Below are 14,950 nucleotides of genomic sequence, written 5' to 3' on the forward strand. Positions count from 1 at the left end.
GCAGGTCCCATAGAAGGAGTGTGTACAATTGAACGATTTACGAGCACCTGAAAAAAGATTTCGGCCAGAAATCGAAGGAGTAAGGGCTATTGCAGCACTGTTGGTGGCCATTTACCATATTTGGTTAGGGTCAGTATCAGGCGGAGTGGATGTCTTTTTCATCGTTTCCGGGTACTTAATTACGACTTCATTGCTGTCGAAGATGGTGAAAGAAGGACGGATCCATATTGGAGAATATTTATTAGGACTTGGAAGAAGACTCTTTCCTGTAGCGTTTACGGTTATTTTATTCATACTGGTTGCGTCCATTTGGATTATGCCTGAAGCCCAGTGGAAACAGATTATTGCGGAAGGTTTTTCGTCAGCTCTCTATTTTCAAAATTGGCAGCTGGCATTCAGCTCTGTGGATTACTTAGCACAAAATAATCAGGCCAGCCCTTTTCAACACTTTTGGGCATTGTCCATTCAAGGGCAGTTTTATATCACATGGCCACTTGTAATTATGCTTGCCTATTACATAGCAAAGAAGCTTTTGAAGACCCCTGTTAGAAAAACGTTACTCGGGGTACTCGTTGTGATGTTTATGCTGTCATTTACGTATTCCATTTACAAAACAGCCGTTAATCAGCCGTGGGCATACTTTGATACTTTTGCTAGAGTTTGGGAATTCAGCCTTGGCGGAATGTTGGCCCTTTTAATTCCTTATCTTTCTTTTAAAAAGACGGTCTCTATGGTGATGGGCTGGCTGGGACTTGCGATTATCGTGTTCACTGGGATGGTACTACCAGTCTCGAGTGTTTTTCCTGGTTATGTAGCCCTCTTGCCAACGACCGGGGTTATTCTGGTGATTATTTCGGCCGAGAACAGCGGCGGCTTTGGGGTGGATCGATTCCTTGGATCGAAGCTGCTGCTTAAATTCGGTAGCATATCCTATGGGTTTTATTTATGGCACTGGCCTTTGCTTATTTTTTATTATACCTACTTTGACACTGATAAAATTTCGGCGCTAGCGGGACTTAGCATTATTTTAATCACCTGTGTGCTCGCTTACCTTTCTGTTCATTTCATTGAAACCCCTGTTCGTAGCTTGAGTGTAAAAACGTCCAAGAAGCAGATCGGGACGGCTTTGATGATATGTATGATTCCGGTCCTTGCTGTCAATTTAAGTTGGGATGTCTACAGCAGTCAAGTTCAAAGTAAATCGTATGAGATAGAGGATTATCCGGGAGCTCGTGCGATCTCTGATAACGTTCAACCAGCTGCCGGAAAGGAGCCATTCCCATCAACCATACAAGTGCAGGAAGAATTACCAGCCTTTTACGACACGCGCGACTGCTTCACTTATACAAGCGAACGAGGCATGAAAACTTGCTCACGTGGAGAAACTGAAAATCCAGATTATACGATTGCCCTTGTGGGAGGTTCACATTCCGGTCACTGGTTCCCGGCGTTAAATGAAATATCTAATGACTTGAATTTGCAAATCAATGTTTATAACAAGGATGCGTGCCGCTTTTCTGCGGATGATTTTGATGGATTATTAAATGAAACGTGTATGGAGTGGAATGAAGAAGTCTTAAATGACTTATTGGACAACCCTCCTGATGTTGTATTTACCACTTCAACAGTGAATAGTGAACCTAATGTTCCTGAAGGTTACATCAAACAGTGGGAGAAACTCGAGGGCATAACCGAAATCCTCGCCGTCCGTGACAATCCGCGAATGGAGGAAGACACCCCCCTTTGTGTGGATGAAAAAGAGGATATTGAAGATTGTGCCGTCCCAAGAAATGAGGCACTGTCAGAAGAGGTGCCGTGGGAGAACACGGATGGAATCCCGGATCATGTGACATTTGCTGATTTATCCGAATACTTTTGTGATGATGATCTATGTAAACCAGTCATAGGCAATGTGATTGTCTATCGTGATCAGCATCACCTGAGTACGTTATATTCAAAAACTCTCGCTCCAGCTGTCGAGGAGCACTTGCAAAAGGTATTAGAAAAAGTGGACCAAAAATCATGAATAGTAAACAGGACGGGTGGATTTCCACCCGTCTTTTTGTATATAAGAGTCCAGTCGCTTTTTGGTCGGTGTGGGTGAGCTCAGCAGCACGGCTTCATTTTCAAGGGATCTTGTTTTGCACTACAAACAGAAGTAATTGGTTCGTTTCCAATTAAAATAACCCCCTTCTCTATATGAGAAGGGGGATTCAATTATTTCAAACTTTCAAAGTAGGCGTCAGACCATTGAAGGAGTTTTAGAATATCTTTACGTTCATCTTCAAAGTGAGATGAAGGGTTCTCAAAGTCATTCTCAATTCTTTCATTGGAAGTTAAATCAAGAATGCGCTCATCAAAGCGACTGTTCTTAGCGATGAAAAACGTTTCCTTATTAAAAAACGAGCTTGTAGGTACGTAATATCGCATCCCCAAAAGGTTTTCGGAATAATGCCAAAGATTATGCCCGAAGTAAATGGTATCCGGCTCAACTCCCAACAGGTTAAGGAGTGTCGGCATCATATCAATTTGTCCACCAATGTGGTCTACGACTCCTGTCACCTCTTTTTCCCCTGGTACACTCACAATGAACGGAATGTTGAAGCGGTTTAACAACGAATATCGTTCACCAAGGAAGTCTTTTAGAAGGTCTTGATCTTCACTTTTCAGTAATTTCCCATGTAGGCCAGAATGGTCTCCATAAAGAGCAATCACAGAATTATCCCATAGTCCTGCCTCCTTGAGGTCTTCAAAAAAATCACCAAGGACTTGATCTGCATAATGTACCGATTGCATGTAATTCCCTGTCAATGTTCCTTCATAAGCTTCAGGCAAACGGAGGCCTTTCTTTTCTTCTGGCATTTCAAAAGGAGTATGGCTCGTTAAACTCAGAACATGAGCGTAGAAATTCTCATGATTGGAAGAGATCTCTTTTAGAGCATCCATAGACCTTTCGTAAAACAAACCATCCGATGGCCCAAAGCCAATGGTATCTTTCTCTCCATAGAATTCTTTTGCATAATAGTCATCAAATCCAAGGGCAGGGTACAACTCGTCCCTATTCCAGTAGGTTACATCATCGGCATGCATGGTTACAGAGTGGTATCCTTCGTCCCCTAGCATATGTGGTAGAGAAGGAAGCTGCATGCCGCCAACCTGCTCCGTAGTTGCTTGGTTTCCAAGTGGATACAGAGACGTGTTCATTAGAAATTCTGCATCTGATGTATTCCCTGAACCAATTTGTTGATAGACATCGGGAAAGTATAGACTATCACCAAGCCACTGATTAATAGTCGGGGTGATTTCTTGTCCATTGATGGATTTTCCAATGACGAAATCCTGAAGAGATTCGATTTGAATCACAATAAGATTACGGTCTTTTGCAATACCAAAATTCTCGTGTTCACTCATCTGTACATAATCATTGCCTTTAAGCTCCTGGATACGTTTGAGTGTTACATTTTGTTCTTCACCGGTAAAGGCTAGAGTCGTCTCACTTTTAGAATTTTCATGGTAATATTGCACAAATTGTGTTTGGAAAAATCCATTTTCTTTAGCGAATAAGGCATTGTCCAAAACAGCTTCGTCTTTGTTCATTTGGAAATTGACAATCGTTACAATTAAACTCCCCACAAGTACACCTGTCATAGCAAGTTTTGAGGTCTTGATCGAAGGGTAAGACCACTTTCTAGTGAAGATCCATAGCAAAACAAGTATGGGAAAATCTACAAAGAAAACAAGATCTGTTTTCTCAAAGAGAATCCACATGCTTTCGTTCACACTGCCGACCTGATTCAATTGAGATAGGTCATAATATGTAGGGATTGTGCCGAAATACCTTTCATAAATAAGCATTCCTACAAATAATGAGGATAACAGTAAATCCAGAAAAAGATATAAAACAAGTTTTCCACGTTTGAAAATTAATTCGAACATAGAGATCACGATAAGGACAAGGCTCATTTCAAACCAGAAGCTTGCAAACGGGTTGAAATCGTACAGGAGCCAATACCTTAGAAGAATAAATTTTAACGTAAGGACAACAGCAAAAAAGAAAAAGTAACTCTTTAATAATCTCTTTAATGATTCTTTCATAGTAGACACACCTCAACACTAGTTTATCTAAATGTTAAGTTTATGTAAATATTTTGTAAAGTTTATTGCGCAGAAGGATGCAAATCAAAACGTTATTATAGTTGTCTAAATCAAAAGTAATGGAGGAAAGTTGAACTAAATGGGGTTGAGTACAAAAAGAATGAAATGACGGTGTAGGATGAAGTGGTTTTTTCTATAGGGAAGGATTGACGATTGATTTCAGGGGATGTACACGAGAGTTCTATGGACCTAAGTGAGCTGTGATGTTGGTTTAAGGATTGATCAGCCACTTTATTCCACGAATTTCACGAAAATTTTTTCTCAATTAAAAAAGTGGAGTGAAAATTAAGCCATAAAAAAGAGGTATAGGGAATCCTATACCTCTTCGATTTATATTAGTTACGAATCAAGTAATCAAACGCACCAAGTGCCGCATTCGCACCATCACCCATAGAAATGATGATCTGGTTGTGCGGGCTGTCAGTTACATCACCAGCAGCAAACAACCCTGGCACGTTTGTAGCGCCGCGCTTGTCTGTGATGATTTCACCGATACGGTTCATTTCAACAGATTCATCCATCCATTCGGTGTTTGGTACAAGGCCAATTTGGACGAAGACACCTTCAAGATCGATGTGCTGCTCCTCACCAGATTCACGATCGATATAAGTGATTCCGTTCACATGATCATCGCCGGTGATCTCTTTGGTTTGGGCATTGGTTTTCACTTCCGCGTTCGGAAGGCTATTCAAGCGTTCTTGAAGAACTTCGTCTGCTTTCAATGTGTCTGCGAATTCAAGCACGGTTACGTTTTGAACGATACCGGCAAGGTCGATCGCCGCTTCGACACCAGAGTTTCCGCCACCGATGACAGCTACGTCTTTTCCTTCAAACAACGGTCCGTCACAGTGTGGACAGTAGGCGACACCCTTGTTCTTGTACTCGTCCTCACCAGGAACGCCGAGCTGGCGCCAGCGAGCCCCTGTGGAGATGATGACGGTTTTACTTTTCAGAACACCGCCGTTTTCGAGTTCAAGTTCAAACAGATCGTCATCGTTTTTCTGCAAGCTTTTCGCACGTTGAAGATTCATGATATCGATCTCATAATCTTTGACGTGTTCTTCAAGGCTTGCTGCGAACTTCGGTCCTTCTGTGCTCTTCACACTGATGAAGTTTTCAATCGTCATCGTATCAAGGACTTGTCCACCGAATCGTTCTGCGACGATACCGGTACGGATGCCTTTACGTGCAGAGTAAATGGCTGCACTTGCGCCTGCAGGTCCACCACCGATCACGAGAACGTCATAAGGCTCACGGTTCGTGAACTCTTCTGGAGATGGGCCTTCACTGATTTTTGCCACAATTTCTTCAAGCGTCGTGCGTCCACCACTGAAGAATTCTCCATTAAGATGTACAGAAGGAACAGCCATGATGTTTTTCTCTTCCGCTTCCTCTTTAAAAGCTGCACCATCAATCATCGTGTGCGTAATGTTCGGGTTCAGCACGCTCATGATATTCAGGGCCTGAACAACATCCGGGCAGTTGTGGCAGCTCAAGCTGACAAACGTTTCGAAATGAAACTCTCCGGAGATGTTTTTGATTTGGTCGATCATCGTATCATCGATTTTCGGAGCTCTACCGCTCACTTGCAGCAAAGCAAGAACCAAGGACGTGAATTCATGACCAAGCGGAACACCGGCAAACGTAACGCCTGTTTCTTCTTGAGGGCGGTTCACGCTGAAGCTTGGTGTGCGTTTCAATTCTGTGTTTTGTGCTGTGATTTTCGGTGACATGGATGCAAGCTCATCCGTGAGAGCCAGCATGTCACGGGAGACCTTATCGTCTCCCGCGCTGACTTTCAGTTCGATGTCACCTTCTAAAAGCTTTAGATACTCTTCTAATTGTGCTTTTATTTGTGCATCGAGAACCATGTATATTCCACTCCTTAAATTTTGCCGACTAGGTCAAGGCTTGGTGTTAGTGTTTCTTCGCCTTCTTCCCATTTTGCTGGGCAAACTTCACCAGGGTTGTTGCGTACGTATTGAGCAGCTTTGATTTTACCGATAAGGCTGCTTGCATCGCGGCCGATTCCGCCAGCGTTGATTTCTACTGTTTGGATGACACCGTCTGGATCGATGATGAATGTACCGCGCTCAGCAAGTCCATCTTCTTCGTTCAGTACGTCGAATTGACGGGAAATCTGCTGAGAAGGGTCACCGATCATGGAATAAGTGATTTTGTTGATTTTTTCAGAAGCATCGTGCCAGCCTTTGTGCACGAAGTGAGTATCTGTGGAAACAGAATATACTTCAGCACCTAGTTCTTTTAGTGCGTCATAGTTGTTTTGTAGGTCTTCAAGTTCTGTAGGGCAAACGAAAGAGAAGTCTGCTGGGTAGAAGCAAACAACGCTCCATTGTCCTTTAAAGTTTTGTTCTGAAACGTCAACGAAATCACCGTTTTTGAATGCTTTCGCCTGGAATGGTTGTACTTCTTTACCGATTAGAGCCATAGTAGAATTCCTCCTGTAAAGTATGTTTGGTTAGCTGCTGGGTTGTTGCAGCTTTTTATAATTATTCTAATTCAGTAGCTATTATTATATAAAATCGAGTATTTGTCAACAAAGAAAAAAATTTGTCGAAAATTGATTCTCAGCTAACTGAATGAGAATGATTATACAAAAATTCTCACGTTTTCTAGTGTAACAAGAAAAAAGGAAAGGGTTTAGTAATTAGCCTTCCCGATTTTCGTTTATTATAGAATCATATGGAGGAAATTATTTCATAAGGGTCGCGTGAGGTTTTGTTGTTCGTCAGGTGTTTTCTCATCTACATTCTCTTTCTTAGGCATTCGCTTATGATGTATAGTGCACCAAGAGTCAACATGACTACGGCTATTAAACTCAGCCAACCAGGTACGTCCATCTTTGTCAGAGTGATCCACCCAATAAGCACCCCTCCTACTGTTATTGGAATGGAAACAATAATTAAAGCGGTTACCCCGATATTTTTGGACGGTGGAAAAATTGATTTTCTGTAACGCCACAACAAAAACCCTATTATACATGTAATGATCAGCCCAATTCCTTGACTCAATTAGTACGCCCCCTTTTTTTGGTCTTCCTCCAATTTCTGTGTTGTTTCTCTTTACCCTTTAAGTAAGAGGGGAGAGCATCACTTAGAAATTTTTACTAACAGACATACCTTCATGCGATTCCGACCGATTCCATTGTCATAGAAGACTCTCTTCGTGGTAATATTGAAGGAGTAACCATTCGAGCGGAGGAGCTTACTATGCGCATTTTCAAAATCCTGAACAACAATGCGGTCGTTGTTTATGATGGTCCACAGGAGAAGATCGTCATGGGGAAGGGCATCGCTTTTCAAAAAAAGCGGAACGACATTGTGCCGAAACATAAAATCGAGAAAATTTTCCTGTTACGCGATCAGTCCTCAGAAAAATTCCAACAGCTATTATCCACTTTACCTGAAAAGCATATTGAAGTGGCCGAACGAATCATCAGTCATGCGGAAGGTTATTTAGAAGCACCGTTGAACGACCATATTCACATCGCACTCACTGATCACTTATCGTTTGCTTTGGAGCGTTTGGAGCAAGGGTTTCCGATCCAAAACAAGTTGACCAATGAAATAAAGTTTCTTTATAAGAAGGAATTTGAAGTCGGGATGTGGGCGAAAGGAGAAATCAAACGTGAGCTTGGAGTTGAGGTCCCCATGGATGAGGTCGCTCATATTGCTCTTCACGTTCATACTGCGAAAATGGACACACCGTCGATGAGTGAATCGCTGCAGACGGCGACTATTTTGCGTGATTTTGTTGAGCAGGTTGAAGCGATTGCAGGGCTTACCATTGAAGATACGAGTATCAACTACCAACGCTTGATCACTCATCTTCGCTTTGCATTGAATCGTGTAGCAGAGGGCAGCAACTTCGAACCGATTGATGAAGATATGTTGGCGTTGATTCGGACGAAATATAAGGAAGCTTATGAGACCTCAGATAAGGTAGCTGGGTATTTAAAGGAAGAGTACGGCATTGATTTTCCAGATTCTGAAATCGCCTACATTGCTTTGCATATTCAGCGTCTGTTAAATGTGAATTAATTTTATAAAGGGATTGACGATAGCGTTTTCAGTGTTTAGAATGGAATTGTTCAAAGTTGAATAATGCAGGATTGTTACTGGTAAAGCAGGCAAGACCTAAAATGTGTAGAGTTGGCTAGGTGACTCGTGTATGCGAATGACCTATCCAGACTGTGCGCGTTTTAGGTCTTTTTTATTTTCCGAAAAATAACAAGGAGGAAACATCATGAATCATAAAGAAGTAGCTGAACAATTGGTTTCTTTGCTAGGCGGCAAGGATAATGTTGTCAGTGCCACTCACTGTGCTACACGTTTACGTCTCGTCATTGATGATGAGAGTCAAATTGATAAAGCAGCCATTGAAGAACTCGATGGAGTCAAAGGAGCGTTCTCAAGCTCTGGTCAGTTCCAAATCATCTTCGGTACAGGAACGGTCAACAAAGTATTCACCCACTTTGGTCCAATGGTGGGAGCTTCACTGGAAGAAGAGGAAAATGACAAATCCGTCTCTCACAAGGATGCGGCGAAAAGCAAAATGAACCCATTGGCACGCTTTGCCAGGACGTTATCGAACATATTCGTTCCAATCATCCCGGCGATCGTTGCTGCAGGTATGCTAATGGGTCTTCTCGGGCTGATGAACACATACAACTGGGTGGATCCTGAAAGTGGAATCTTCGTCATGCTGGATATGTTCTCCTCTGCCTCGTTCATTATTCTGCCGATCTTAATCGGTTTTAGTGCTGCGAAGGAATTTGGAGGAAACACGTATTTAGGTGCTGTTATCGGTGGAATTATGACCCACCCAAACCTTTTGAACCCGTGGGGACTTTCTGATGCTAAGCCGGAAACCCTCGACTTTCTAGGCTTTGGGGTTGAAATGCTTGGTTATCAGGGAACCGTTATCCCTGTTCTATTGACGGTTTATGTGATGGCAAAAATGGAACAAGGCTTCCGTAAGATTGTTCCGAATGCTATTGATCTATTGCTTACACCGTTCTTGACGGTTATTTTCACAGGTTTTGTTGCCTTGCTTGTCGTCGGTCCACTTGGTCGTACACTTGGTAATGGCTTGACCTCCGTACTTGGCGTTGTGTATGACACGGCTGGTCCGATTGCCGGGCTGATTTTCGGTGGATTGTACTCAACCATTGTACTGACAGGTGTCCATCACAGCTTCCACGCTATTGAAGCGGAACTATTGAACGTCGGTGGTAACTACTTGCTTCCTATTTGGGCGATGGCGAACGTTGCTCAAGGAGGAGCGACGATTGCAGTCTTCTTCAAGACGAAAAACAAAAAAACGAAAGAAATCGCTCTTCCAGCAGGAATTTCTGCATTCCTTGGAATTACGGAACCTGCGATTTTCGGTGTGAACTTGAAATACCGTCGTCCGTTCATCGGAGCGGCGATCGGTGGTGCACTGGGTGGCGCGTACGTCGTGTTCACAAAAGTAATGGCGAACGGAATCGGTCTGACTGGTTTACCGATGTTCGCAATTGCACAGGATCCGATCAACTACGGTATTGGTTGCCTAATCGCGATCGGTGGTTCCATCATTGCTACATTGCTGCTTGGTTGGAACGAAGATACCAAATAATAGTGACGAATCCTTACTAGTCTTCCGGCTGGTAGGGATTTGTTTTGTATAGGTGAATGGAAGATAATAAAGGTAGTCATGAATTTTAGAGGAGGATGAACGATGAAAAAAGGTGTCATTTCGCTTGGGGAAGCGTTGATTGATTTTATCCCGTTGGATCAAGACAATACGAACTATCAAAAAAGTCCAGGCGGGGCGCCGGCGAACGTTTCCGTCGGCGTCGCCAGACTTGGAGCAACGTCTACATTTTTAGGGAAAGTAGGCGATGACGTGCTCGGCCGCTTTATGAAAAATACGCTCACCGATTACGGAGTGCAGACACACAGCATGTTCTTGACGCCGGATGTCAGGACTGGCGTAGTTTTTGTAACCAATGCTGAGGACGGAGAACGGAGCTTTGACTTTTACATCAACCCGAGTGCCGACCAGTTCCTTGAAGCAGGGGAGATCGCCCCGTCAGATTTCGAAAATCATAAAGTCCTTCACTTCGGTTCCATCTCAATGATTGGTGAGACCGTCAAAGAGGCGACGCGCCATGCGGTCGCTTTGGCGAAGGAAAAAGGGATGATCATTTCGTATGACCCGAATTTACGTCTCCCGCTTTGGGATTCAGAGGAACAGGCAAGGGAAACGATTCAGTCGATGCTTTCTGAAGCAGACCTTTTGAAAATATCAGAGGAAGAATTGGAGTTCATCACAGGCGAAGCGGATATAGAGCGCGGGCTTGAGAAGCTAGCGGCTTATGACATTCCTTTGACACTGATTACAATGGGCGGAGAAGGTAATTATGTGTGTACGTCTGATGGTATTCAGCATGTGCCTGCCATGAAAGTGAAAGCGATCGATACTACTGGAGCTGGTGATGCTTTTGTTTCGGGCATGTTGTTCTCCTTGAATGAGTACGAAGGGGATATCCGTGCCATCACGCTTCCGGAAGCGGTGAAAATGGCGAAATTCGCAAGTGTATCCGGAGCGCTTGCGGCATCGACGAAAGGTGCGATGACCGCCTTACCGACACGGGACGAAGTGATTAAGCATCTTGAAGGGTTAGGCGAGTAACCGATGAGTAAAGATCAGGAGTTGCGCCGTGCCGCGTTTGAAGAAGTGGAAAAGCATCAGGATCTTGTGGAAGCCGATCCTTATCGTCTGCATTATCACATCATGCCGCCCGTCGGTTTGTTGAATGATCCAAACGGCTGGATTCAGTGGAACGGTACCTATCATTTGTTTTATCAGTGGATGCCGTTTAAAACAGGGCATGGGGCGAAGTTTTGGGGCCATTATTCTTCCGAGGATCTCGTCAATTGGACGCATGAAGACATTGCCCTTACGCCCTCTGAATGGTTTGAGAAGAACGGCTGCTATTCAGGATCTGCCATTGAGCATAACGGTGAACTGTACGCTTTTTATACAGGGAACGTGAAGGATGAGAAAGGCAATCGCGAGTCATATCAATGTCTTGCTGTGTCCGAAGATGGGATTCATTTTGATAAAAAAGGACCGGTCGTACACCTGCCGGAAGGATACACTGCCCATTTCCGTGATCCGAAAGTATGGAAGCAGGATGGTTCTTACTTTATGGTTGTCGGGGCTCAAACGGAAGACTTGAAAGGAGCAGTCGCGCTGCTTCAAAGTGAGGATTTACATGAGTGGACTCATGTGGGAGTTCTTGCCGGCGGAGGGGAAGGTCCCCTCGGTGATTTCGGTTATATGTTCGAATGCCCGGATTTGTTCAATCTTGGAGGCGAAGATGTCCTTGTATTTTCACCGCAGGGGCTTGATTCTGAAGGAATGAAATACCAGAATGTCTATCAGGCGGGCTATGTTGTCGGTGCGTTTGATTCTCAGAATGGACGTTACGAACATCGCGCCTTTTATGAGCTGGATCACGGCTTTGACTTTTATGCCCCCCAGACCACAGAGGATGAGCACGGCCGTCGGATTCTGTTCGGTTGGATGAGCGTGCCGGATCAGGATGAACAGAATCATCCGACCGTGAATCATCATTGGCTGCACAATATGACCCTTCCGCGTGAGATGAAGCTCGTGGATGGACGGGTCTATCAAACACCTGTGTCGGAGCTTGAGGAATTGCGTGAGGATAGCGTGGTGGAACGCCGCCTGGAGCTTGATCATGAGACACATGAAGTGGAAGGTGTGAATGGCAAGGCGGTAGAGCTTAAGCTGGAAGATATCAATATTTATGAAGGCTGGTTTGCGCTGGAGATCGGCGGATCTGCACGTCTTGTTTATTCAAGTGAGCAAAGAATTTTTACGATGGAACGCGAAAGCTATGTCGATGGTGTTGTTGAGAAGCGCCAGACCGAAGTCGCTTCTTTGAATGATTTACACATCTTTATCGATACATCATCTGTAGAAGTGTTTGTGAACGGTGGCGCGCACGTCTTTACCGCCCGCTTCTACCCAGCACCAAACAACGAGAGCATCCAATTTACTGCATCAGACAAAACAACCCTCACCCTGAAAAAGTGGGATTTGAGGAAAGTGTTCTGATTTCCATTATCTGTATGACCTGGTACGCCAAAATTATCCATATAACTTATAAGAAAGCCGGTCCCTTCAAACAGGGACCGGCTTTTTGTTTATGGGGAGTACAGTTTTCCTTTATCATCAACGTACACGGAGTGGATGATGGTCCGTTCAAGAGGGGTACCTTCGTAGGTTCCCTTTACGTCAATGGTCATGTTGTAAATACCTTCACCGAGGCTTGGAATCTTAAAGTCGTTTCCATTCTTTTTCGCCTTCATTTTCTTCTCTTTCAACTTCCCGTTTTTGTCATAGTACTCGATTGTCATCTCGGTAGTATTGATATTCAGCTTTTTGTTTCTTTTCACCTTCATTTCCTTTCCTTCTACTTCACTACTGAGCATGGCATCCACGGGGCTCTCAAAACTCGCGCTCAGAAGATAGCGTTCCTTTTGACCGGCTGTTGTTTCAAGGGTCCATTCACCTTTTTCCGGCTTTTCAATAGTTAGGGTGTGGTGATAGGCCCCGTTGAAGAATTCAGTATTGTCTGAGCTCACGTCGAAGTCAGCATATGTTTTTTTACTAGGGGATGTCAGTGACAAGGATGCTGTTCTTTGGTTACTAATCCAGTCGAAGGTGACGGCCTCCACTCCTTTTTCAACCGCTACCTTTTCCTTATGTGTTCCCACGTATTCTCCTCCGGTGACGTAATGACCTGCATTGGTCTCCTTTTCTTCCGTAATAGCAGCTGTTTCTAAGCTTGCGGCAGAAGCTGAAGAGGCCATCGTTTCATTAAGATAACCTTTAAAGAGATTAAAGGTGGAGGATCCTTCTTTTATTGTCGTGTGATTCCATCTTCCTACACTGATTTCATCTGCATAAGGAAGTCTTGAGCTTGTAACAGTCACCGCGCCGTCATTGCTTCCATAGGCGCTCAGATAAAGGCCTCCCCAATAGAGAGCGCTTCCAAAACTGCCCCATTTGGTTCCTCCCAGTGTGTAAAAAGGAGTATTGTACACATTGGGGTGGCTGTCGGTAACGGAGCGGTAATAATCCATGTACCCGGTTTGAAGGGAGTAGGTGCCATCATTTTTAGTTCCTATGATGCCGGCAAGCCATCCCGCCCAGCTGCTGTAAGCGAGGTCTGCCAGTTGCGACCCGCTATGAGGTGAGGACAAGGTGATCACGCGTTCAATGTAGGGGTCAGCTCCGTAATGGACGAGGGCGGATTGGGTATCCACACCGCCTTTACTATGGGCAACGACAACAACTTTTTCACCGAAGTAGTTGTAGATCTCTTTCACCTTTTCGGATAAAAGGGCTCCGTTCTCCCACATGCTTTTTCCAGCATTGAGGTCGATGAACGCTGTTTCGTAGCCGCTTTGGTATGCGGTCGTGTACATATTATTGTTCTTATACCACGTGTCTGAGGAGCTATTCAGTCCGTGTACAAAAAGAATGGGGTGAGAGTTAGCGGTTATAGTAGAGGGAGTTTCTCCGACATACCATTCGCCTGGGTTACCTGAGGAACCGTCTTTGATGGACCCTGCCAAAGTGACGGATGGTACGGTGAGAAAAAAGGCAGTAAAAACGACGAACCACTTCTTAAAATTAAGCATTTCCTGTCTCCTTTAAAAAAGTTTTTGGAGTCGTGTAGATGGGCTATGTAGGTGTCTCCTTCTATACCATTCGTTGCACAATGCTCATTTCCTCCATTTGGAAAATGAGAAGTTTTGTTGAAATATGTTTCTTAGGCCTTCCGCTTCCAAGGTGGCTAACATAGGATAAATTATGAGCAAATGGGGGAGGAATGAGGATGTCCCACAGAATCACTTCAGGTAATCGTCTTCTTTTCGTCACAGAACCAGGCGGGCAGGTCATCGAGGAAGGACAAACGGTCGATTTGACGGAAGAATATCCGGCGGGCATCGATGTCAGCCCTTTTTATACCATTCGCGTGGCCGGAGGAAATCGGGTGGTCTCAGAAGGAGCCGTCACGTTCAAGTTACTTATGAAAGTCAATCAGGTGAGTTTTTTAACCCTCGATCAGATCACGGTTTACCCAGGAGAAAGGTTCAACCGTACCTATAATGTGCCGGGGCTGGGCCTGGGGATTAAAGCGGAAGCAGAAAATGGTTCGGGCGTAGATGCCGTGGATTTAGTTGTGATTGGGTTTAAGTTCTAGAATGCAAATAAGGACATAAAAAAGGACGCCTCCACGAATAGACGTCCTTTTGCTTTATTCTTTTTCGATGGTGTAGGTTCCTCGTGCGGTTTCCAGTGTGAAGCGGTCATTCAAGTACTGATATCGCGTCGAATCTTCCAGAGGAATTTCATAGTAGGCGGATGGAAGCGGCTGGGCGCTTTGTGCATCCGTTTCTGTCTGTCCTTGGCCATGTAAGTAAAGCGCGTGCATCGGTGTGTAATCGTCGAGCCGGCGCGTGTGAGTCTCATATGATATGGAATCAAGGTTCATCGTGATGGTATCCTCATCGCGTAGCTCGTGTTTCTGAATACGAATGTTTTCCCCCTGCCACTGTTGCAGGCGCTGGTTGAATTCTTCAATCGTTAAATCGTTCATGCTAATCCCTCCTGCGTTTATCTTTTCCACAAGGGTCGTAAACATGCAGGTGATGCTTCCCATATCATGGTAAAATGATGGGGAGGA

Annotated in this window: 11 protein-coding genes; 6 read left to right on the forward strand and 5 right to left on the reverse strand. The window is 44.4% G+C overall.

The annotated features are described in order from the left end of the window. Positions 1 to 28 precede the first annotated feature (28 nt). Complete coding sequence (locus HFA01_RS07150) at positions 29 to 2,026, forward strand: acyltransferase family protein (protein ID WP_146814665.1); 1,998 nt, start codon at positions 29 to 31, stop codon at positions 2,024 to 2,026. A 191-nt stretch (positions 2,027 to 2,217) separates the two neighbouring features. Here the strand turns inward: HFA01_RS07150 and HFA01_RS07155 are convergent, their stop codons facing one another. The 3 genes from HFA01_RS07155 to ahpC all read right to left on the reverse strand — a co-directional run bounded on the left by HFA01_RS07155 (position 2,218) and on the right by ahpC (position 6,604). Then, complete coding sequence (locus HFA01_RS07155) at positions 2,218 to 4,095, reverse strand: LTA synthase family protein (protein ID WP_146814667.1); 1,878 nt, start codon at positions 4,093 to 4,095, stop codon at positions 2,218 to 2,220. Between the two features lie 395 nt (positions 4,096 to 4,490). Further along, positions 4,491 to 6,026, reverse strand: coding sequence for an alkyl hydroperoxide reductase subunit F (gene ahpF / locus HFA01_RS07160; RefSeq protein ID WP_146814669.1), 1,536 nt, complete (start codon positions 6,024 to 6,026; stop codon positions 4,491 to 4,493). A gap of 14 nt (positions 6,027 to 6,040) precedes the next feature. Next, positions 6,041 to 6,604, reverse strand: coding sequence for an alkyl hydroperoxide reductase subunit C (gene ahpC, locus HFA01_RS07165; RefSeq protein WP_146814671.1), 564 nt, complete (start codon positions 6,602 to 6,604; stop codon positions 6,041 to 6,043). 781 nt (positions 6,605 to 7,385) lie between these two features. Between ahpC and HFA01_RS07170 the strand changes: the two genes are divergently transcribed. The 4 genes from HFA01_RS07170 (at position 7,386) to HFA01_RS07185 (ending at position 12,309) form a co-directional block, all read left to right on the forward strand. Then, on the forward strand, positions 7,386 to 8,216 hold the full coding sequence (locus HFA01_RS07170) for a PRD domain-containing protein (RefSeq protein ID WP_146814673.1): 831 nt from the start codon (positions 7,386 to 7,388) through the stop codon (positions 8,214 to 8,216). Positions 8,217 to 8,421: 205 nt separating this feature from the next. After that, the gene (locus HFA01_RS07175; protein ID WP_146814675.1) at positions 8,422 to 9,795 is read left to right on the forward strand and encodes a sucrose-specific PTS transporter subunit IIBC; all 1,374 of its coding nucleotides are present in this window, start codon (positions 8,422 to 8,424) and stop codon (positions 9,793 to 9,795) included. A 102-nt stretch (positions 9,796 to 9,897) separates the two neighbouring features. Further along, complete coding sequence (locus HFA01_RS07180; RefSeq protein ID WP_146814677.1) at positions 9,898 to 10,854, forward strand: carbohydrate kinase family protein; 957 nt, start codon at positions 9,898 to 9,900, stop codon at positions 10,852 to 10,854. Between the two features lie 3 nt (positions 10,855 to 10,857). Then, on the forward strand, positions 10,858 to 12,309 hold the full coding sequence (locus HFA01_RS07185) for a sucrose-6-phosphate hydrolase (RefSeq protein WP_146814679.1): 1,452 nt from the start codon (positions 10,858 to 10,860) through the stop codon (positions 12,307 to 12,309). Between the two features lie 89 nt (positions 12,310 to 12,398). On the opposite strand, the gene HFA01_RS07190 is transcribed toward HFA01_RS07185, so the two are convergent. Next, positions 12,399 to 13,901: an esterase/lipase family protein gene (locus tag HFA01_RS07190; RefSeq protein ID WP_146814681.1), complete on the reverse strand. Its 1,503-nt coding sequence runs from the start codon at positions 13,899 to 13,901 to the stop codon at positions 12,399 to 12,401. Between the two features lie 197 nt (positions 13,902 to 14,098). Between HFA01_RS07190 and HFA01_RS07195 the strand changes: the two genes are divergently transcribed. Continuing rightward, on the forward strand, positions 14,099 to 14,467 hold the full coding sequence (locus tag HFA01_RS07195) for a hypothetical protein (protein WP_089650642.1): 369 nt from the start codon (positions 14,099 to 14,101) through the stop codon (positions 14,465 to 14,467). A gap of 54 nt (positions 14,468 to 14,521) precedes the next feature. Here the strand turns inward: HFA01_RS07195 and ymzB are convergent, their stop codons facing one another. Next, positions 14,522 to 14,863 (reverse strand): protein YmzB, encoded by a 342-nt coding sequence (gene ymzB, locus HFA01_RS07200; protein ID WP_167506189.1) that lies wholly within the window; start codon positions 14,861 to 14,863, stop codon positions 14,522 to 14,524. Between the last annotated feature and the right edge of the window lie 87 nt (positions 14,864 to 14,950).

It is taken from the genome of Halobacillus faecis (genome assembly GCF_007991335.1).
Classification (GTDB): Bacteria; Bacillota; Bacilli; order Bacillales; family Halobacillaceae; genus Halobacillus; species Halobacillus faecis.